Genomic DNA, 19,897 nt, shown 5'->3' on the forward strand with positions numbered 1-19,897 from the left:
TCTTTAAGCCAACCGGAAATCATGGATGATTGGTATAGCTTTTGGTGTTTTGCTGGTGGCCTGGTTGCCTCAGCTGCTGCCCTTTTCAATTCTCGCCTTGCTGATCGTCGCGCTGGGATTATGTTTCCTGCCTGTTTGCAGACGATTTTTATCCGTCCCCTTACGCAGACAGATAGCGGGTCTGATATTTGGCTTTGTGTATGCCTCAGGCTGGGGCTATCTTAATCTGAGTCAGCGAATGCCCTTGGATATGCCAGCCCAGGCGTTCTCGGTAACCGGTACTGTCTCGGGTATGCCAGAACACAGGTCAGGTCTGGTCCGTTTCAGATTCACGGTGGAGCGTTATTCACCGGTATTGCCCGATGCTGATCTGAAGCATCTGCAGCTAAGCTGGTACAATCCTGAGCGTGAAATCATACCCGGTCAGCAGTGGCAGCTGATGGTGCGTCTGAAACCGCCCAGAGGGTTAATGAACCCCGGCGGCAGTGATTATGAAACCCGGTTGTTTGCCGATCGGGTTAATGCCCGGGGTTATCTCCTGACTGCCAGGTTGCTTAACGACCCGGAGGAGAGTAGTCGTCAGCGGATAGAGTATCTAAGGTACCGGACCGGCAAATGGCTGGGGCGGTTATCTTTGGGCGAAAGCGCCGAGGCGACGATCAGAGCGCTGCTGCTGGGTGACAAGCAGGGTCTGAATGATGAGCAGTGGCAAATTCTCCGACAGACCGGAACCGTTCATCTGGTGGTTATCAGTGGTCTGCATATCGCGATTGCATGCCTGATCGGATATTGGTTGGGTGGAGCGATACAGTGGCTGGCCGGACGGTTTTGTCCGGTGCAGTCTGATATCCGCGCTTACCGGATTATTCCTGCATTGTTGCTTGCATTGGGGTATGCGTTGCTGGCCGGTTTCAGTATTCCGACCCAGCGGGCCCTGATAATGGCGTTGGCGATGTTGCTTCCGGCGCTCCTTAATCGCCATATGGGGATCTGGCAGCGTTATCAGCTCGCGCTGGTGATCGTTTTGCTGATACAGCCGCTGAGCTTTTATCAGCCGGGCTTCTGGTTGTCTTTTGCTGCGGTGGGGGCGTTGTTACTGTCGTCCTCCGGGGGTGTCGGAAAGCGTCCTTTTAAAGCCATTATTGTTACGCAATGGTCGGTGTTTTTAGGATTGTTTCCATTGCTATTGCTCTGGCTTGGTCAGGTCGCTTTGATCGCTCCGCTGGTTAACATAGTGGCGATTCCACTGCTCACCTTTATTCTGATTCCCGGAACGGTGCTGGGACTGATGCTCTGTCTGATTGATCCTGTGTCGGGCGCCGGATTGTTAAATGGCTTGTTGGATAGTTTCTGGTGGCTGCTACAAATGTGTGCCCCCGCAGACGGAGAGGGCGTGCTCTTCAGTCGTCCGTCACTATTACCTGTGCTTTTGGGGGTTCTGGCAGTCGTATTGCTGAATCTTCCCCGCTGGACCCGGTTCGGATTTTTTTCACTGTTCATCCTGGCAGCACTGCTTGTCCCGCCAAAAAAGTCGATTGTAGAGGGGGGCTTCCGCGCGACAGTGGTGGATGTGGGGCAGGGGCTCGCCGTACTGGTGGAGACCGGCAGTAAATCACTTCTGTTTGATGTAGGCGCTGCTTACCGGGGCCATAGTATCGCCCGTTTCACTCTGTTACCGATGTTAGAAAGTCGCAATATCAGTCGACTTGATCGTCTGATCATCAGTCATAAAGATAATGACCATGCCGGAGGCTATGCTGATATGGTAGCCGCAATTGCTGTAACAGACACCGATTCAGGCAGTCCGGTAATTCAGCACAGTTTATCAGCCAGGCCCTGTGTGGCTGGTGATTCATGGGAATGGGAGGGGGTCCGCTTTAGTTATATACAGCCCGACGGGTTGAAACCATCCACTGAGAATAATCGTTCGTGTGTATTGCTGGTGCAATCCAGCCGCTGTTCGCTTCTGATTCCCGGTGATATTGAAAGCAGCGTTGAGTTGCAGATTCTGCAAGAGCATCCGGCGCTGCATGTTGACTGGCTGGTAGCGGCCCATCATGGTAGTCGATTTTCCAGTCCGTCTGAGTGGCTTAGCCGGTTAAACCCAGAATGGGTACTGTTTAGCGCTGGATTTGACAACCCATACGGCCATCCGGCGACTGAGGTGATCGAGCGCCTGCGTTCTTTAGAGCTGAACTGGCTGAATACGGCTGACAAGGGGGCTTTGATTATTGAAAGCAGTTCTGACGGTTGCCTGACAGAAACCTATCGTGATCAGAAAAAGCGTTACTGGTCAGCAGGTTAATCACTACTCTGGCGCGAGACTCTATGCTAGAGTATGGGCCGGTTTGAAGGAGGAGTTCTGGTGTTCGAATTGATTCAATCGGGTGGTTGGCTGATGGTGCCAATTATCGCCTGTTCTATATTGTCTCTGGCTATCTGTCTGGAGCGTTTTTGGGTGCTGCAGAAGAAGCGGGTAGCACCCGCTAATTTGTTATCAGAAGTCTGGATGCTGGTGCGCAGTGGTGAAATGACCCCTGAGCGTCTGCAGATTATCCGTAATGCAAGCTCTTTAGGGCAGATTATGGTTGCCGGACTGAATAATTCCAATCATGGTCGGGAGATTATGAGGGAGAGTATTCAGGAGGCGGCGCATCATGTCATGCATCAGATGGAGCGTTTTCTGAACTCGCTGGGAACGATCGCAGCTATCACGCCGCTGCTGGGCCTGCTGGGCACCGTTATCGGTATGATCAAGGTTTTTGCTGAGATTATGCTGCAAGGCACGGGTAATGCAAATGTGCTGGCTGGTGGTATATCTGAAGCACTGATTACAACGGCTGCGGGGTTGTCTGTGGCTATTCCGACGCTGGTATTTCACCGTTATTTTCAACGCCGTGTTGAGACGCTGCTGATTGAGATGGAACAGGAGTGCCAGAAACTGGTTGAAGTAGTTCACGGCGAACGTGAAGTGGATTTTGAGTAACCGATGAGTCGACTGAAATTCAGACGTAAACCCAAAGAAGAGGTTTCCGTTAACCTGACGCCGCTGATCGATGTGGTTTTCCTGTTGCTGATATTCTTTATGGTATCTACTACGTTTACCAATGAATCTCACCTTGCGATCAGTCTGCCAGAAGCGACAGGGGAGGCGGCTGATACTCAGGCAGAAACCCTGGAAGTGCTGATCGGTGCCGATGGTGGTTATACGGTTAATGGGCAGAGCCTGTTGAACAGTCAGCCGGAAACGTTGCGCAGAGCGATTATCGATCAGGCCGGCGACAACCGTAAACTTCCCTTTATTATCTCCGCTGATGCCAAAACGCCGCATCAGTCTGTGGTTACTGTTATGGATGTCGCAGGTAAGCTGGGGTTTGCTGCCCTCAGCATTACTACCCAGCAACCGGTAGAGCAGTAACAATGGGGCTGGAGCGATGCTGGTATAAACGCAGTCGCTGGCTCTGTTTGCTGCGTCCGCTGGAGCTGTTGTTCCGTAGCCTCGCTGCCCGGCGGCGCCAGCGGTACCGTGAGGGAGCGCTAAAGAGCTGGACTGCGCCGGTGCCGGTGATTGTGGTCGGCAATATCTCGGTAGGTGGAACAGGTAAATCGCCGCTGGTCATCTGGCTGGTAGAGTATCTGCGCCAACAGGGGTATAAACCGGGAGTCATCAGCCGGGGATACCGCGCGTCACCTCCAACAACGCCTTATTTTGTCACCTCCGGTTCAACAGCAACTGAAGCGGGTGATGAACCCCTTATGATCGTCCGCCGGACCGCTGTGCCGCTGGTGATCTCTCCCGACCGGGTTGCCGCCGCGAAGTTGCTGCTGGAGCAGTCCGGATGTGATCTGATAATCAGTGATGATGGCCTGCAGCATTATGCACTCAACCGAACCCTTGAGATCGCAGTAATTGACGGTGCCCGAGGCTTTGGTAACCGGCGCTGCCTGCCTGAAGGGCCGCTCAGAGAGCCGGTGCGGCGACTGGATGAGGTTGATCTTGTTGTCGTCAATGGTGCACTACCTGAGACTGTAGTGGATGCCGGTCATGTTGAGAAATCGTTCTTGATGACGTTGCAGCCCGGCAAACTGGTATCATTATCCTCTGGCAGCGCAGTAATCGCCGATCAGTGGCGCGGTTCCCGCCAGGTGAATGCGGTTGCTGCCATCGGCAATCCCGGACGCTTTGGCAAAACCCTTGAAACTTTAGGCTTTACTCCCCAGCTGCGACGTTTTCCTGATCACCATCATTACAGTGAAAGTGATCTATCCTTTGAGCAGCAGTTGCCGTTGATAATGACTGAAAAAGATGCGGTAAAATGCGATCATATAAAGCTTGAAAATGGCTGGTATCTGCAAGTTGATGCAGCAATGGAGGAGCGGTTTTCGGCCACTCTCGACAGGTTGCTTAGTCGCTGGCAGCCTGCGGCTCAAAGCGCAGAGTAACAATTATTAAAGCACTTCACACAGAGGCATTAACGATGGATAAGAAACTGCTTGATATCCTGGTTTGTCCGGTATCAAAAGCGCCGGTTGAATGGAATAAAGAGACAAATGAACTGATCTGCCGCAGTTCCGGCCTGGCATATCCGGTTCGTGATGGCATTCCGGTGATGCTGGAAAGCGAGGCACGTACCCTGACTACTGATGAACGTCTGGCGAAATAGGTTACCATATGGCTTTTTCTGTTGTTATTCCCGCGCGATTTGGTTCATCCCGTTTTCCCGGTAAGCCGCTGGCAGAGATCGCCGGCAAACCAATGGTTCAGCACGTATACGAACGGGCCATTCAGAGTGAAGCGCAGCGGGTTATTATCGCCACCGATGATCAGCGTATAGCGGATGCAGCTAAAAGCTTTGGTGCAGAGGTCTGCATGACTTCTGAGGGTCATCCTTCAGGCACTGACCGGCTGCAAGAGGTCGTTCATTCGCTGGGTTTTTATGCTGATGATATTGTCGTCAATGTTCAGGGTGATGAGCCACTGATTCCACCACGGGTTATCAATCAGGTTGCCCATAACCTCAGTGCGGTAACTGAGGCGAGTATTGCGACGCTCTGTGAACCGATCAATGACATCGGTTCGCTGCTTAACCCCAATGTCGTTAAGGTAGTGGCTGACCGTACAGGCCGGGCGCTCTACTTTAGCCGTGCTCCTATACCCTGGCCCAGAGATGCGTTTGCCACAGAGGCAGGGCGTGAGGTATTGCCAGAGGGCGTTAATTTTCAGCGTCATATCGGTATCTATGCTTATCGGGTTAAGCTGCTGAATGATTTCGTTCAGTGGGCACCGGCTCCAATTGAAGAGACTGAGTGTCTGGAGCAGTTGCGAGCGATGTGGAATGGTGCGGTAATTCATGTCGAAGAGGCGGATGAGCTGCCGCCCGCAGGCGTTGATACACCGGAGGATCTGGAGCGTATCCGGCATCTGTTTGGGTAGAAAGCTACTGCGCTTTTGTGTTGTTGTGATCTCGCCGTTTGATGTTGTCTGACATCGTGTGGCTTTGTGCAGCGCTATGTCAAATATGCGCTTTAAAATACGCGTGTTTAGATTAAACCGGCCATTCTGGCCGTTTTTTTTGTCTCTGTTTTCTGAACCTGTTGCATCCCAGCGGGACAAATCATTTTGTAGCAGTTTGTTTTATAATGAGCGGTATTGATAAGGTTAAATCTGCGCATACTAAATTATTGAGAGTGAGTGCTTTGAGATATCAGGATAAAAAATCGGTTCTGTTTGTTTGTCTGGGCAATATTTGCCGTTCACCCACCGCTCATGGGGTATTCCGTTCTCTGGTGGAACAGCGTGGGATGGCTCACCTGATTGAGATCGATTCAGCCGGTACTGCTGCTTACCATGTTGGTAATCCGCCAGACCATCGTTCGGCGGCTGCGGCATTGCAGCGAGGCTACGACCTCAGTGATTTGCGGGCTCGTCAGGCGATCTCCGCGGATTTTGATCACTATGATTACATAATGGCTATGGATAAAGAGAACCTCTCAGAGCTGAAATTGATCTGTCCGCCGCACTTTAAGGGCTATCTTGGTTTGTTTCTTGATCTGGCTGAGCTGGAGGTATGCGAAGTCCCTGACCCTTACTATGGAGGGGCTACAGGTTTTGAGCATGTGCTTGAGCTGGTGGAAGTCGCTTCAGAGGCTCTCCTGGAGCGTATTGCTAAAGAGCTGAACCAATGAGCCTTGAATTTCACGAGAATATCTCCCTAAAACCCTATAACAGTTTCGGTTTCGATGTTTCAGCGCGCTTTTTTGCTGTGCTTGAGAGTGCTGAGCAGCTAAGTGATATCCGGGATTTTGTTCAGTGTAACGGCATCCCTGTGCTGTTTATCGGGGGTGGCAGTAACCTTGTACTGACGGCGGATCTGGATCAGCTTGTGGTTGTGAACCGTATTAAAGGGTTGCAGATAACCGAGGCTCAGAGTGGCGAGCTTCTGGTTACAGCCGGTGGTGGAGAGGACTGGCATCAGTTTGTGCGCTGGACCCTGGAGCAGGGGGCTTACGGTCTGGAGAACCTCTCACTTATTCCTGGTACCGTGGGTGCCGCACCTATTCAGAATATTGGTGCTTACGGGGTGGAGATTAAAGACCGCATGGTGACACTTGAGGCTTTTGATCTGGAAACCGGCGAGCAGGTCTGCTTTGACAGTGGGGACTGTCAGTTTGATTATCGTGACAGTATCTTTAAAAGCCGCTTTCCCGGACGCTACCTGATCACTTCGGTTACTTTTGCTTTGAGTCATGCGTTCAGGCCTGTTCTGCATTACGGAGGGCTCTCTGGGCAGCTAGAAGCTCGCGGTATCGACTCTCCCGAGCCGCTGCAGTTGAGTGATCTGATCTGTGAGGTGCGTGATGCCAAGCTGCCTCAGCCAGGGAGGCTTGGAAATGCCGGTAGTTTTTTTAAAAACCCGGTTATACCTGTGCAGCAGGCAGCGTTGTTGCAGCAGGATTTTCCGCAGATGGTGGTTTTTGATGATAAACCGGGGTATAGCAAGCTAGCAGCTGGCTGGCTGATTGATCAGTTGGGCTGGAAAGGCCGTCGTGAAGGGGATGCTGGTGTGTATGAAAAGCAGGCGCTGGTGCTGGTAAATCACGGCGCTGCCAGCGGAGTTGATATTATTGAGCTGGCGGGCGAGATTCAGGCGGATGTCTATAAGCAGTATGGTGTTATGCTTGAGATAGAGCCGCGCTGTTATCCCTGACTTCTGAAGTCTCGTTATCTGGGTGAATGGCTTCGCAGGGTGCTCAAAACGAAGCGATAAAAAAGCCGGCTATTATGCCGGCTTTTTTGTCAGTGATGACTGTCTCAGCTATCGCTATTTTCCTGCAAGCGTGGATCATTAGGCGCGCGGCGCTGACGACGCTGACGCGGGGCTGCTTCTTCAGGCGCCTTGGTCGGTGGTGCTTCGCGGCGAGGGCGGGCGGTCATTACTTCATCCGGCGTAACCTCCGGTGTAGTCAGCTCAGGACGCTTGCGAACACGACGACCAGCAGGGGGGGTCGGCTGCTCTTCAGCAGCGGCCTGTTCAGTAACCTCAGCCTCAGTTTCAGTCGTTTCTGCTTTTGCTTCTACGTCAGTCTGCTCCGCTTCAGCTGCAGCAGTTTCCGGCTGTGTCTCCGGTGCCTGAGTGACCTCGGCGGCGTTCACTGTTTCAGTAGCAGGTTCCGCAGTGGCTGGCTCTTCAGCCTGTGCTGGTGCTTCAGTCTCAGCAGGCTCCTCAGCAGCGGGGGCTGTCTCTGTAACTGACACTTCTGCAGCTGCAGGCGTAACCGCGACAGGCTCTTCAGCTTTTGTTTCAGCAGTAGGTTCAGCAGTCACTTCAGTCTTCGGCTGTTCAGGCTCGGCTGCAGCGTCTGAAGGCTGACTCTCTGTTGCCACCGGCGTTTCGGTAACAGCGGCTTCTACTTCGACAGGCTTGGCTGCATCGGCTGCCGCAGTATCATCAGGCTTTGCCGATGTATTGTCGGTCGTTGTAGAAGACTCAGTGCTCTGAGCGTTATCAGTGCTTGCTGCATTCGACGCGTCAGCCTTAGGACCCCGGCGGCGCTGGCGGCGTTTGCGTGGAGCGTCCCCAGTCTTAACGTCACTCTGCGGCTTAGCTTCATTCTGCTGAGCGTCTGCTGTTACAGGCTCGTCAGCAGGAAGTTTAGCAGTCGTTTCTGTTGCTTCAGGCGTGTTCAGCTGTTCGTTGGTTTCTGCAACATTGGAGTCAGCTGTACGTTTGCCGCTGCGCTCACCGCGACGACGGCGTCCGCGACGGCGTTCACCACGGGCGCGGCCATCCTCATTCTGTTCAGCAGGTTTATCCTGTTCGTTGCTGGTTTGCGGGGTGCTCTGCTGAGTATTGCTCTGCTCTTCTGTCTTATCCTGCTGCGGTTTCTTGTCCCGTTCACCGCGACGACGGTTACGAGAGCGCCCGCGACCCGAATCTTCAGAGGTATCACCGCGATCAGGTGAGCTCTGAGATTCTGTTGTATCTGACAGGTTATCAATAATCTTGTCGCTGTCCCGGCGCTGATTGCGATTGCGATCACGGTCCCGACGGTTGCCGGAACGTTTACGGCCGCGTTGTTTCTTATTGCGCTCTTCCTGTTCCTGCTCCTGTTTCGCTTTTTCCTGCTCCAGTCGCTCTTTCTCTTTGGCATCATCTGAACTGCCAAACAGGCTACTCAGTGCGTTGAAGAACCGGCTGCTCAGGGAAGCAGCTGCAGGCTTCTGCTGAACCGGTGTCGGTACCGGTTGCGGTGCCGCTGTCTGAGCGGGAGCGGGTGTTGATGGCGCAACAGTACTTACTGCGGCACGCTCCCGAACTGGCTGGACTCTGGCTGCTTCAATTTCCTGCTCCTCTTCAGGTTCCGGTTGCAGGGTGTAGCTGGCATCGTTGGTATTGATGACTGTGTGATCATCACGCAACCGAACGACTTCGTAATGCGGTGTTTCCATGTTTGGATTAGGTACTACGACAACCCGAACCTGATGACGCATTTCGACTTCATGAACTTCACGACGTTTTTCGTTGAGCAGGAAGGTTGCCACGGAAACCGGCAGAATCGCACGAATCTGTGCGGTGCGGTCTTTGGATGACTCCTCCTCGATCAGTCGCAGGATAGAGAGGGCAAGTGATTCCGTATCACGAACGGTGCCCTGGCCATTACAGCGTGGGCAGACGGCGCCACGGCTCTCAATCAGTGAAGGGCGAAGTCTCTGACGGGACATCTCCAACAGACCGAAGCGGGAAATGCGACCGAGCTGGACGCGGGCGCGGTCAACTTTAAGCGCGTCGCGCATCCGGTTCTCAACTTCCCGTTGGTTTTTGATCGGCGTCATATCGATGAAGTCGATAACAATCAGGCCGCCGATATCCCGCAGACGCAGTTGGCGTGAGATCTCATCAGCTGCTTCAAGGTTGGTTTGCAGTGCGGTCTCTTCAATATCGCTGCCGCGGGTAGCGCGGGCAGAGTTGATATCGATGGATACCAGTGCTTCAGTCGGATCGATAACGATAGAACCGCCGGAAGGCAGATGAACTTCACGCTGGAAAGCGGTTTCAATCTGGCTCTCAATCTGAAAACGGTTGAACAGAGGGATCGGCTCATCATAGAGTTTGATCTTGTTCTGATAGCTCGGCATCACCTGTTGCACGAAATTCAGCGCTTCCTGATAAACTTCAGGTTTGTCGATCAGTACTTCACCGATATCCTGGCGCAGATAATCACGAATAGCGCGAATAACAACGTTGCTTTCCTGATAGATCAGGAAGGGTGAGCGACGCTCTTCGGCAGCGCCGGTGATCGCGTCCCACAGGGTCATCAGATAATCCAGATCCCACTGCAGTTCTTCAGACGTGCGGCCGATACCGGCAGTACGGACAATGGCACCGGTTTTCGGTGGAATGGTTACACCATCCAGTGCTTCTTTCAGCTGTTTGCGATCATCACCTTCAATGCGACGGGAGATACCACCCGCACGAGGGTTGTTGGGCATCAGGACAAGATAGCGGCCTGCCAGGCTGATAAAGGTAGTCAGTGCGGCACCTTTGTTGCCTCGCTCTTCCTTATCAACCTGAACAATAACTTCAGTGCCTTCGGCAACGACATCCTTGATATTCGGACGGCCGCCTTTATCGGAACCTTTCTTGAAGTATTCGCGAGAGATCTCTTTGAGGGGCAGAAAACCATGACGTTCGGAGCCATATTCTACGAAAGCGGCTTCCAGGCTGGGTTCAACCCGGGTGATTTTGCCTTTGTAGATATTGGCTTTTTTCTGCTCGCGGGAACTGGACTCGATATCCAGATCATATAGGCGCTGGCCATCGACCAGGGCAACGCGCAACTCTTCTTGTTGAGTTGCGTTAATTAGCATTCTTTTCATTGTTTGTTAGCGTTCTCTTATAACACTAACGTATTTCATCCAGCCGGTAGCCGCACAGAGAGGTGTCTGTAGAAACTAAACAGACACAGAAAACCAAGTCTTCGTAACGACTCATGTGTTCAACTTAATGCCTGGTTACATAGATATGCGACCAGGTCTTATCGACGGTGAAGGAAACAGTTGCCTCATATCGACTTCTTACTTCCGAGTCTGATCAGGTTGTTGCTGCCGTCTGTATATTGGCAGGTTCCGGGCAACTGACATCTTCACCTCCAACTGGCTTTGCAATTCAGGGCATTGCCAGCTGGATAAAATACGTAGTAATTCTCTTAAAATTGATGCTGTACAAGGGATTCAAACCGATTATTTGCCTGATTCTAAGAACAATATTGCAAATAAACCGGGAATTTCAAATTAGCTAAAGCCAACTGCTCGCAGCAGCGCTAGAATATAGCAGCTTAAACAGACAGCATCAATCGAAAGGTCCGATATCCTATTAATATGTCAGAAGAAAGAAAAGCATCTGCTCCCGCAGTCCAGTGGTTTGAAATTGATTCAGAGTTAGCCGGGCAGCGGATCGATAACTTCCTGCGAACCCGTTTAAAAGGTGCTCCCAAGACCCTGATCTACCGTATCTTGCGAAAAGGGGAGGTGCGGGTTAACAAAAAACGTATCAAACCGGATTATCGTTTACAGGATGGTGATCTTGTCAGAGTCCCGCCTATCAGGCTGAGTGAGGAAAAACCGCAGGCGACCGTCAGCGATAACCTCAAACACCTGGTTGAGAACGCTGTTCTGTTTGAAGACGATGATCTGATAGTGCTGAACAAGCCTTCAGGTCTTGCTGTTCACGGTGGTAGTGGTATTAGTCTCGGGCTAATTGAAACAATTCGTCAGATCCGTCCGGATGCACGCTTTCTCGAGCTTGTTCACCGGCTCGACCGGGACACCTCCGGTTGTATCATGGTGGCAAAAAAGCGCAGCGCCCTGAGGTTTTTGCATGCGGCGTTACAGGCGAAGAAGATAACTAAAATTTATCATGCCCTGGTGGAAGGGAAGTGGTCTGCGAGAAAAACTAAAGTCGATGCGCCGCTGCAAAAAAATGAACTGAAATCCGGTGAGCGGGTCGTAAAAGCCCACCCGATGGGCAAGCCTTCGCTGACCGAATATAAAGTGCTGCAGCGTTTTGACGGGTTGGCAACGTTGGTGGAGGCGCGTCCTATCACCGGGCGAACACATCAGATTCGTGTACATTGCCAGTTTGCGGGTCATCCTATTATTGGTGATGATAAGTACGGCACCGATGTGGTGAACCGGGAGATGAAAGACTTCGGTATTCGTCGCCTGTTTCTGCATGCCGCCGAATTACGTGTACCTCTGCCATCCGGTGGCAGAAAAATTTTCCATGCCCCGCTTGGGGATGAGTTGGAAAGCGGATTAAAAAAATTGCAAAAAATAGATGGGCAGTGATCTGCCCGGTAAGGCGTTATTAATGAGTCAACAGATCAACACTGAAGAATTTAATAAAGCAGCGGATGCGATGCTGAAAACTGGCAGGGCGCCGGGTACCGCGGAACTGGCTAAGGTTTTTGCAGTAGAACCAGAGCAGCTGAATGCTCTGCTGGAACAGTGGTGGACTGTATTACCTGATCGGATGCGTATGTTAGGTGATTCATCTCCGAAAATGCCACAACTTCCCGAGTCTCTCGTTCATAGCTTTGAATCTATGTGGCATCTGGCGGTGCAGGAGGCTCAGTCAGCGCTGTCAACCGATAAGCAGTATCAGCAGCTGGCCAGTGAAGATGCCCGCCGCCAGTCTGAATCGCAGCTGTTTAAGGCGCAGAGTCAGCAGGCTGAGATGGATCAGCACTTCCGTGATCTGCAGCAGCAACTGCTGGAAGAGAAGCATCAGGTAGAGGTGCTTGACGCCGAGATATCGGTACTGAAAATTAATCTTTCTACCGTGACTTCTGAGCAGAAAGCTGAAGAGCAGCGCCGTCTGAATGTTGAGCAGGAACTGAATCTGCTGCAGAAAAAAATCGATGATTCAAAACGTACATTTGATCAGCGTATTATCGAAGAGCAGCGCCATGGTCTGGATCAGGTGGCCAAGGCTGAAGCAGATACCCGTCATTATCGCAGTGCTTTGGAGAAACTCCGTGACGAGAGTGGCCGGAAAGAGTCTGCTCTGACCAAGGATATTCATAATCTGCAGGCGCAGGTGGCAAAGAAAGATGTAAAGCTGGAAATGCTTAAAACGCAGATTAAAACTCTGGAAACTGAACTCAAGCGTTATAAGAGTGAGGATAGCCAGAACCTGCGTGAAAGAAGTCAGCTAAGCAGTCAGTTACTTTCTGAACAGAATCGCAGTAAGCGCCTGGAGGATAAAGTCGCTGAGATGAGGGAGGAGCTTAAGCGGGTTGATCAGAAAAACACGCTGGCTGTTAATGATGCCTCCCGCCGTGAAAGCATGCTTCGGGGGCAGTTAAAAGATAAGGCTGAGGAGGTCATGCGAGCAACAGCGCGGCAGGCGGCTCTGGAAAAGAAGGTGACGACCTTTGAGGAAGAGATTCGTAAGTTGCGCAGTCGTCTGAGCTGATCAGCTGATTGCCCATGCAATGCCGGGGGTACGCGTTTCCGGATAGACTGTTAAAGATAGGTTTTTGAAAGAGATAACGGTGTATTATAATCAATAGTTATTAGAATACGGTTTTATCGTTATTGGAGGTATAAATGAAGCTGCAGCAGTTGCGTTACATCTGGGAAGTGGCCAGGCATGATCTGAATGTCTCGGCCACCGCGCAGAGCCTTTATACCTCACAGCCGGGTATCAGCAAGCAGATACGTCTGCTGGAAGATGAGCTGGGGGTTGAGGTGTTTGCCCGCAGTGGAAAACACCTTACCCGTGTCACACCTGCCGGCGAAGCGATTCTTGAGGTGGCGGGAGATATCCTGCGTAAAGTCGAAAGCATCAAGCAGGTTGCTCAGGAATTCAGTGATGAAAAAATGGGCAGTCTTGATCTGGCAACGACGCATACCCAGGCGCGATATGCTCTGCCGGTAACGATTAACACTTTCATGAAAAACTATCCGGATGTTTCCCTGCATATGCATCAGGGTACACCGATGCAGATAGCGGAGATGGCTGCAAACGGCTCGGTCGACTTTGCTATCGCAACCGAGGCTATGTCGCATTTCAATGATCTGATTATGATGCCCTGTTACCGCTGGAATCGTTCAGTTGTGGTGCCAAAAGATCACCCTCTGGCACAGGTATCGAAGCTGACGTTGCAGGATGTCGCACAGTTCCCTATCGTGACTTACGTGTTTGGCTTTACCGGGCGATCCAAGCTGGACGACGCCTTTAAACGGGAAGGGCTTGAACCGAAAGTTGTGTTTACCGCCGTTGACTCTGATGTTATTAAAACCTATGTGCGTTTAGGTTTGGGGGTGGGGATTATTGCCACCATGGCATTTGATGAAAAACAGGATCAGGATCTGGTTTGTCTTGATGCCAGTCATCTGTTTGACTACAGCACAACCAAAATTGGTTTCCGTAAAGGAACATTCCTGCGGGGCTATATGTACGACTTTATCCAGCAGTTTGCGCCTCATCTGACGCCTGAGGTGGTCAGGCAGGTGCAATCCTGTAGCAATCGGGCTGAGGTAGAGGAGATTTTTGCCCACCAACAGCTTCCCGATCTCTGATCAGCTAATTTTTTCAGCCTGTAGTCCGGTGCCGGATCCCTTGTCAGAACCCTTTAAACTTATATTTAATCTGACTGACTGCTCAGCACGTTCTGAAACTGAGTTCTGTGGGATAGCCCTGTTAGATTTTTTACGTTTGCGTCTCACTTCTGCAGACGCCCAGCGCCTGCCAGTACTCTTTTCCAACGGCTATATCAGTGTTGATAATGAGGTCGTTTCAGCTGATTACACGCTCAATGGTGGGTCCCGGATCTGCGTGTATCTGCCGGGTCACCAGGAAGAAGAGGTAGACACCCACTGGCGCATATTGTGGCAAAACAGCGAGTTGCTGGCGGTGTATAAACCGCATCTGCTGCCGGTTAGTCGTACTACCCGTAATCTATACAATACGCTGATCTCTCTGGTAAGACGGCAAACGCCCTATGCGGATGCCCGGTTGCTGCATCGGCTTGATACTGAAACCGCCGGGGTGATCCTGCTGGCAAAGAATGCAATGGCAGACCGTCGCTGGAAGCCACGTCTGGATCAACTGATGCGTAAGAAAATCTACCATGCCTGGGTAGAAGGGATTCCCTGCTGGCAGTCGAAGCTGATGGAGTGTGATTTGTCAGAAAAAGCTGGCAGTGTCATCCGCAGCCAGGTGTATGTGGTGGATGCTATCGACCGCTTTGTTAAACCCCGTAATAGTAAAACAGCGTTCAGGGTGTTACAGACAGTAGCAGGCAGAACACTGATTGAGTGTCGGCTGTATACCGGCCGAAAGCATCAGATCCGGGCCCAGTTGAGTTATCTTGGCCATCCGGTGGTGGGCGATAAAATCTACGGGCATCAGGGGCATTTCTATCTGAAACGGATAGAGCAGGGGCTTGATGACAGCGACTATCAGGCTCTGGGTAGCCGTTATCACCAGCTTCAGGCCGTCGAATTGACGCTGGATATTGAGGGCCTGCCAGTCGAGATAGCGCTGCCTGTTCAGAACTGAACTGGCAGCCTGTCAGCTTAAAATGCAGCCATCAGCTTTCGGTAACTGTTACACCGGTCTTCGAAGTCATGGGTGACATTTACCAGCATCAGCTCCTCTGCGTTATAGTGCTGCGCCAGTTGTTCCAGTTCTTCTCGGCACTCAGTAGGGGAGCCGCTCACCACTGAGTCGAGGGTCTCCTGATAATAATCCTGATCCGACAGTGGTAGTTTGTTGTAAAGGTCGAGCGCTTCTTCAGGGCTGCGAATATGTTCACGGATACCGTGACGGAACGCCATTACCTTCCAATACATATTCGGAGCGGCCAGGTAGGCGGCTTCCTCTTTGCTGTCAGCGCAAAGGCAGGCAGTTGAGAGGATTGTCTGCGGCTGATCCAGCCCTTTGCCGTTGGCGCGGAATTTCGCTTTGTAGCGCGCAAATATCTCTGCCGGACGTTCATGTGTACCGATAAACAGCGCCAGTACAAAACCCAGTCCCAACTCTGCCGCCAGGTCTACGCTGCCGCTGCTGGAGCCCAGTGTCCATAGTTGCGGAGCGGCTGTACCGACCGGCGTTGCCTTTGTGCCGTAAAAGTAGTGCTCTGCGGACAGGTTGTCGTGCAGAAAGCCGCTCAGATCACTCAGCAGGTGAGGGTATAGCTCGGCAGTGTTTGGCCTGTTGGGGAAAGCTAATGCCCTGCTGGTGAGGTCGGTACCCCCAGGCGCCCGGCCGACACCGAGGTCGATTCTGCCGGGATTCAGTGATTCCAGAGTGCGAAACACTTCAGCTACTTTAAGCGGACTGTAGTGAGATAGCATGACGCCGCCACTACCGACTCTTATGCGGTCGGTATTCTGAGCGATGTGGGCGATCAGAATTTCCGGGCAGGAGCTGGAATAACTGGCGGTATCGTGGTGTTCGGCAATCCAGAAGCGGTGGTAGCCCAGCTCTTCACATAGTTGTGCCAGACGGGTCGAATAGTGAAGTCCCTGCGACTGTGACTGACCGTTGTGCGCCGGAGCCTGATCGACAACGCTGAGCTTAAGCTTCATTGGTGACTCCTGAGCAGTTGAAACCTGCCTGATCGATGGCCGCGAGCGCAATGATTTTATCTTCTGCTGCAGTACCGCCGGAGATACCGATAGCACCAATCAGTTTGCCTTGATGGAATACGGGTTCGCCCCCGGCAAACAGAATCAGTCCGCCATTGGTCTGTTCAAAGCTATCCAGTTGTTGCTCCCGTACCAACTGGCCGAGCGCTTCCGTTGGGGCACCGAACAGCACCGCGCTGCGGGCTTTCTTCTGGGCAATCTCAACGGATCCAAGGGGTGAGTTATCCATTCGCTGAAAGGCGCACAGGTTACCGCCCGGATCACAGACCGCAATATTCACGTTAACATCAATATGTCGGGCGCTGGTGATCGCCATGGTCAGCAGTTGCTGGCTCTGTTCACATAACATCTATTCAACCTCTATATTCAGTTTCTTAAGCCGGTATGCCAGCGTCGGGCGGGTGATATCCAACAAGCGGGCCGCTTCCGCGACATTGTTTTCCGCTTTGGACATCGCATATCGCACCAATGCTTCTTCTATTTTTTCCATTGATCCCAGTTGTTCAATGGCCTGCTGTGTCCAGCTTACCTCGCCGCTCGGTGATGGCAGAGAGGGGGAATCAATCAGCTCGCCTGACCGGGACAGTACCTGACTTTTGCTGTCCTGGCGCAGGCTCGGAAACAGGTATTCGGCATCGATGCTTTCGCCATTTTCAGCAAGGATCAGTCCCCGTTCGATAATGTTTTCAAGCTCACGGACATTGCCAGGCCAGTTGTAGTTAAGCAGAGCCTTTGTTGCCAGATCAGAGAGTCCCTGGGTTTTTTTGCAGTAGATTGCTTCATATTTCTGCAAAAAATGCGCTGTCAGCATCGAGATGTCCTCCCGCCGCTGGCGTAACGGTGGGATATCTATTGGGTAGACATTGAGCCGGTAATACAGGTCGGCCCGGAACCGGCCCGTCTTCACCGCTTCTGATAGTGATTCGTTGGTTGCTGCAATAACGCGGACATCAACTTTTCGGGTACGGCAATCACCCACCCGTTCAAGCTCACCCTCCTGTAATACTCGCAACAGAGTGGCCTGGGCGCGTGGACTCAGCTCAACAACTTCATCAAGAAATATGGTGCCCAGGTGAGCCCGCTCGAAGCGTCCTTCGCGGGTTTGAGTGGCACCGGTAAAGGCGCCTTTCTCTACACCAAACAATTCAGCCTCAATCAGGTCGGGAGGAATTGCGGCGCAATTGACCGCGATAAAAGGGTGAGCTGAGCGACTTGATATATCATGAACCCCTTTCGCTACCAACTCTTTACCTACGCCTGTTTCACCCAGCAACAATACCGAGACTTTACCGCTGGCGGCCTTTGTCGCCAGTTTGCAGACCTGATTGAAGCCAGCCGACTTACCCAAAAAGTTGCCCAGGCCGGCATTGTCATCCGGCTTATGACGTAACTCGCTAACCTGACTCTGCAGGTCATAAAGTTCTTCAATGATGGGGGCTGTTTTGAAGTAGTTCCGGTAGGTTTGGTAGTCGTCCCACTCCGCTGCAGGCTTGCCCTCAAACAGACATTGATGATCACCGCAGCCCCGGCAGTGTGTCTCTTTAAAGATGATCTCCTGGCCCAGCAGTGCTGAGGCGAAGCTGCTGGTATGTCCCACCAGTGCCCAGCAGGCCGGGCCATCAGTCAGGCCCAGCTCGGAGATAAACATTTCCGCTTCGTAGGAGTCATGCATATTCAGCAGGGCATAGAAGTGCTGCTTTGAAGGATCAATCTCCAGTTTAAGCTCTTCAACTTTCACCGAGCCTTTTAGTGAGTCCAGCTGAAAGCCTGTGCGGAACAGCTGTTCGGGTGCTATATCGCCCGCCAGTCGTTTAACCAGCTCTGCATCTTTCTGTCCCAGGCTGTAACCCAGGCGCATAAAAAAACCTTTGGCCCGTTCCAGGCCGACCGTTAATATCTGTTCTTTGCGGAAGTTGGTCAGCGATGCCATCTGCATTAACAGCATACGTTGTTCGCCAAACCAGACGGTGCCGTCATTATTCCGGAACCTCACCTGCTTCGACAGTTGTTTGATATCAGGATGCTTTATATTCAGATGTTTGGTGGCGATGTTCATTAAATAAGCACTCTGTATTGTTATGATTATGATCAAATCATCATATATCATTGCTTATATAAAAAGATGATGTAGAAATGTAATGTATCATCCCATATATGGGTTTATGGTGATTAAATGAACTATCAGGATTTGTTTATATTTCTCAAAGTGGTTGAAAGAGGCAGCTTTCTGTCAGCATCGGAAGCGTTATCGGTACCGACGTCGACCGTCAGCCGTAAGGTGCAACAGCTTGAAAAAGATCTGGGCTATAAGCTGATGCATCGTAGTGCACGGAAAATGGTGTTGACTGAGGCGGGTGTTAAATTTTACAACCGTTGCCAGCCGCTCTTTAATGAACTTGAGTCTGCCGCTAAAGAGCTGGATGATGAACTCGCTGAACCTTCGGGTCTGCTTCGCGTTACGGCGCCGGTCAGTCTGACCAACGATCTGTTGGCGGAGTGGTTTTTTAAATTTATGGAGCGTTTTCCGCGTATTAATCTGGAACTGATCGTTGTTAACCGGAACATCGACCTGGTAGAGGAGGGGATCGATGTGGCGTTTCGGATCGGTGATGTGCGGATGCCGAACTGGATCTCCAGACCGCTGCTGGAATCAAGTTTCAGTGTTTGTGCCAGCGAAGATTATCTGCTTCGCCGGGGGGCGCCAAAACATCCGCAGGATCTGTATCAGCATACCCTGATCGTAACCCGCCGGAATCCTGTATGGAGTTTCAGCCAGGGGGATGAGATGGTCAGAATAGATGGCGATGCCCGTATGAAAGTGGATGAGCTGAATATTGCTGCGCGGGCAGCGGAAAATGGACTGGGAATTGTGAACCTGCCGGATTATGTAGTGACGAAGTCACTGGCTGCCGGGCGTCTGCAAAAGCTGATGCCGGACTGGCAGCCTCACCCGCGGGAAGTGCATATGTTATATCCTGAACGTAAATATATACCCGGCAAGGTGCGGCTGTTTATAGAGTTTGTGATGTTCCATGCGAACGAAAGGCGGTTTAACTGATCTCTTTGCTGGCGATCAGCTTGTCTGGCTGATAGAACTGCGGCCAGTATTTTTTAACCACCTCTCCCGAGCTGTCAAAGGTGTGACAGGTATTGAGGGTGTGTGGACGCTCCTCTTCAGAGTGCTGATTTATCGCCTCCCTTGCCTGATGTGTCGCCTGAAACGCAGTGGTGGCAACCGGGCCAAGAAGTTCCAGAAGGTGAGTACAGCCATTGGTACCGGCAAACAGCTCCTTGCAGCGTTTTGTGAAGCCGGACGCTATTCTTAATCCGATCAGCTGTTTGTAGGCATCCACAATAGAAGGACAGGCTGTAAAGGGTGTGTGTTCCATGCTGGCCACGGCATCAATAATATTGAAATCCAGATCGATAGTAATCCGGATCGACATATCGTGGATCGGTTCTCCCGGCTCAACCGGACTGTCGCTTTTGTCGCGCAGCATAATCGCTACGGTTTTGATATCGGTCAGGTGGCCCTCGATATCCCAGAGCCCGTCAGCTCTTTCAAATCCCTGGCAGGTAACCGTGCGGGTGTGAATCTTATTGCGCTCAGCGGCTTGGGGTAATGGCATAGAATCAGTTCTTTCTGGTTGTAATCGATTGTCAGGCGGCCTTTCAAGCAGTTTATCAGGCCGTCTGATAAGCTATTAAACCAATAAACTGTTTTAGGTTGCAACGTTT

At 51.8% G+C, this 19,897-nt stretch carries 18 protein-coding genes; 13 read left to right on the forward strand and 5 right to left on the reverse strand.

What is annotated here, in order from left to right; all coding sequences use genetic code 11:
- The first annotated feature begins 25 nt into the window (after positions 1 to 25).
- From KDX31_07650 to murB, 8 genes are all read left to right on the forward strand, one after another.
- Entirely contained in the window at positions 26 to 2,305 is a 2,280-nt protein-coding gene (locus KDX31_07650) for a DNA internalization-related competence protein ComEC/Rec2 (GenBank protein UTW04862.1), read from the forward strand.
- 60 nt (positions 2,306 to 2,365) lie between these two features.
- Positions 2,366 to 2,986 carry a MotA/TolQ/ExbB proton channel family protein gene (locus KDX31_07655; GenBank protein UTW04863.1) on the forward strand — a complete coding sequence of 207 codons (621 nt, stop codon included), beginning with the start codon at positions 2,366 to 2,368 and terminating at the stop codon, positions 2,984 to 2,986.
- Positions 2,987 to 2,998: 12 nt separating this feature from the next.
- Positions 2,999 to 3,418 (forward strand): biopolymer transporter ExbD, encoded by a 420-nt coding sequence (locus KDX31_07660; protein UTW05329.1) that lies wholly within the window; start codon positions 2,999 to 3,001, stop codon positions 3,416 to 3,418.
- Between the two features lie 2 nt (positions 3,419 to 3,420).
- Entirely contained in the window at positions 3,421 to 4,443 is a 1,023-nt protein-coding gene (locus KDX31_07665) for a tetraacyldisaccharide 4'-kinase (GenBank protein UTW04864.1), read from the forward strand.
- Between the two features lie 35 nt (positions 4,444 to 4,478).
- Complete coding sequence (locus KDX31_07670; protein ID UTW04865.1) at positions 4,479 to 4,664, forward strand: Trm112 family protein; 186 nt, start codon at positions 4,479 to 4,481, stop codon at positions 4,662 to 4,664.
- Positions 4,665 to 4,672: 8 nt separating this feature from the next.
- The gene (kdsB, locus tag KDX31_07675) at positions 4,673 to 5,434 is read left to right on the forward strand and encodes a 3-deoxy-manno-octulosonate cytidylyltransferase (protein ID UTW04866.1); all 762 of its coding nucleotides are present in this window, start codon (positions 4,673 to 4,675) and stop codon (positions 5,432 to 5,434) included.
- A 206-nt stretch (positions 5,435 to 5,640) separates the two neighbouring features.
- On the forward strand, positions 5,641 to 6,186 hold the full coding sequence (locus KDX31_07680) for a low molecular weight phosphotyrosine protein phosphatase (GenBank protein UTW04867.1): 546 nt from the start codon (positions 5,641 to 5,643) through the stop codon (positions 6,184 to 6,186).
- Complete coding sequence (gene murB, locus KDX31_07685) at positions 6,183 to 7,208, forward strand: UDP-N-acetylmuramate dehydrogenase (protein UTW04868.1); 1,026 nt, start codon at positions 6,183 to 6,185, stop codon at positions 7,206 to 7,208. Before KDX31_07680 ends, murB begins: the two co-directional genes overlap by 4 nt.
- A gap of 104 nt (positions 7,209 to 7,312) precedes the next feature.
- On the opposite strand, the gene rne is transcribed toward murB, so the two are convergent.
- Positions 7,313 to 10,369, reverse strand: a complete 3,057-nt coding sequence (gene rne / locus KDX31_07690; protein ID UTW05330.1) for a ribonuclease E — start codon at positions 10,367 to 10,369, stop codon at positions 7,313 to 7,315.
- A 510-nt stretch (positions 10,370 to 10,879) separates the two neighbouring features.
- Here rne and rluC point away from each other — a divergent pair.
- The 4 genes from rluC to KDX31_07710 all read left to right on the forward strand — a co-directional run bounded on the left by rluC (position 10,880) and on the right by KDX31_07710 (position 15,068).
- Entirely contained in the window at positions 10,880 to 11,848 is a 969-nt protein-coding gene (gene rluC / locus KDX31_07695; GenBank protein ID UTW04869.1) for a 23S rRNA pseudouridine(955/2504/2580) synthase RluC, read from the forward strand.
- Positions 11,849 to 11,870: 22 nt separating this feature from the next.
- Positions 11,871 to 12,977 carry a hypothetical protein gene (locus KDX31_07700; protein ID UTW04870.1) on the forward strand — a complete coding sequence of 369 codons (1,107 nt, stop codon included), beginning with the start codon at positions 11,871 to 11,873 and terminating at the stop codon, positions 12,975 to 12,977.
- A gap of 134 nt (positions 12,978 to 13,111) precedes the next feature.
- Positions 13,112 to 14,086, forward strand: coding sequence for an HTH-type transcriptional regulator CysB (gene cysB, locus KDX31_07705; protein ID UTW04871.1), 975 nt, complete (start codon positions 13,112 to 13,114; stop codon positions 14,084 to 14,086).
- Positions 14,087 to 14,156: 70 nt separating this feature from the next.
- Positions 14,157 to 15,068, forward strand: a complete 912-nt coding sequence (locus tag KDX31_07710) for an RluA family pseudouridine synthase (protein ID UTW05331.1) — start codon at positions 14,157 to 14,159, stop codon at positions 15,066 to 15,068.
- A 17-nt stretch (positions 15,069 to 15,085) separates the two neighbouring features.
- Here the strand turns inward: KDX31_07710 and KDX31_07715 are convergent, their stop codons facing one another.
- The 3 genes from KDX31_07715 to KDX31_07725 are packed head-to-tail and all read right to left on the reverse strand — an operon-like array spanning position 15,086 to position 18,215.
- Positions 15,086 to 16,099, reverse strand: coding sequence for an LLM class flavin-dependent oxidoreductase (locus KDX31_07715; protein UTW04872.1), 1,014 nt, complete (start codon positions 16,097 to 16,099; stop codon positions 15,086 to 15,088).
- Positions 16,089 to 16,508 (reverse strand): heme-binding protein, encoded by a 420-nt coding sequence (locus tag KDX31_07720; protein ID UTW04873.1) that lies wholly within the window; start codon positions 16,506 to 16,508, stop codon positions 16,089 to 16,091. Before KDX31_07720 ends, KDX31_07715 begins: the two co-directional genes overlap by 11 nt.
- Complete coding sequence (locus tag KDX31_07725) at positions 16,509 to 18,215, reverse strand: sigma-54-dependent Fis family transcriptional regulator (GenBank protein ID UTW04874.1); 1,707 nt, start codon at positions 18,213 to 18,215, stop codon at positions 16,509 to 16,511. It lies immediately after the preceding gene.
- 117 nt (positions 18,216 to 18,332) lie between these two features.
- On the opposite strand from KDX31_07725, the gene KDX31_07730 reads away from it, so the two are divergent.
- The gene (locus KDX31_07730) at positions 18,333 to 19,217 is read left to right on the forward strand and encodes a LysR family transcriptional regulator (protein ID UTW04875.1); all 885 of its coding nucleotides are present in this window, start codon (positions 18,333 to 18,335) and stop codon (positions 19,215 to 19,217) included.
- Here KDX31_07730 and KDX31_07735 read toward each other — a convergent pair.
- Positions 19,210 to 19,788, reverse strand: a complete 579-nt coding sequence (locus KDX31_07735) for a DUF2889 domain-containing protein (GenBank protein UTW04876.1) — start codon at positions 19,786 to 19,788, stop codon at positions 19,210 to 19,212. The two genes, KDX31_07730 and KDX31_07735, sit on opposite strands and share 8 nt — an antisense overlap.
- Between the last annotated feature and the right edge of the window lie 109 nt (positions 19,789 to 19,897).

Source organism: Amphritea atlantica (genome assembly GCA_024397875.1).
Taxonomy (GTDB): domain Bacteria; phylum Pseudomonadota; class Gammaproteobacteria; order Pseudomonadales; family Balneatricaceae; genus Amphritea; species Amphritea atlantica_B.

Bases quoted from the DNA above. Each gene is read 5' to 3' on its own strand.
- KDX31_07650 (UTW04862.1), top strand. From the start codon at position 26: ATGATTGGTATAGCTTTTGGTGTTTTGCTGGTGGCCTGGTTGCCTCAG.
- KDX31_07665 (UTW04864.1), top strand. From the start codon at position 3,421: ATGGGGCTGGAGCGATGCTGGTATAAACGCAGTCGCTGGCTCTGTTTG.
- KDX31_07670 (UTW04865.1), top strand. From the start codon at position 4,479: ATGGATAAGAAACTGCTTGATATCCTGGTTTGTCCGGTATCAAAAGCG.
- kdsB (UTW04866.1), top strand. From the start codon at position 4,673: ATGGCTTTTTCTGTTGTTATTCCCGCGCGATTTGGTTCATCCCGTTTT.
- KDX31_07680 (UTW04867.1), top strand. From the start codon at position 5,641: ATGAGCGGTATTGATAAGGTTAAATCTGCGCATACTAAATTATTGAGA.
- murB (UTW04868.1), top strand. From the start codon at position 6,183: ATGAGCCTTGAATTTCACGAGAATATCTCCCTAAAACCCTATAACAGT.
- rne (UTW05330.1), bottom strand. From the start codon at position 10,369: ATGCTAATTAACGCAACTCAACAAGAAGAGTTGCGCGTTGCCCTGGTC.
- rluC (UTW04869.1), top strand. From the start codon at position 10,880: ATGTCAGAAGAAAGAAAAGCATCTGCTCCCGCAGTCCAGTGGTTTGAA.
- KDX31_07700 (UTW04870.1), top strand. From the start codon at position 11,871: ATGAGTCAACAGATCAACACTGAAGAATTTAATAAAGCAGCGGATGCG.
- cysB (UTW04871.1), top strand. From the start codon at position 13,112: ATGAAGCTGCAGCAGTTGCGTTACATCTGGGAAGTGGCCAGGCATGAT.
- KDX31_07715 (UTW04872.1), bottom strand. From the start codon at position 16,099: ATGAAGCTTAAGCTCAGCGTTGTCGATCAGGCTCCGGCGCACAACGGT.
- KDX31_07720 (UTW04873.1), bottom strand. From the start codon at position 16,508: ATGTTATGTGAACAGAGCCAGCAACTGCTGACCATGGCGATCACCAGC.
- KDX31_07725 (UTW04874.1), bottom strand. From the start codon at position 18,215: ATGAACATCGCCACCAAACATCTGAATATAAAGCATCCTGATATCAAA.
- KDX31_07730 (UTW04875.1), top strand. From the start codon at position 18,333: ATGAACTATCAGGATTTGTTTATATTTCTCAAAGTGGTTGAAAGAGGC.
- KDX31_07735 (UTW04876.1), bottom strand. From the start codon at position 19,788: ATGCCATTACCCCAAGCCGCTGAGCGCAATAAGATTCACACCCGCACG.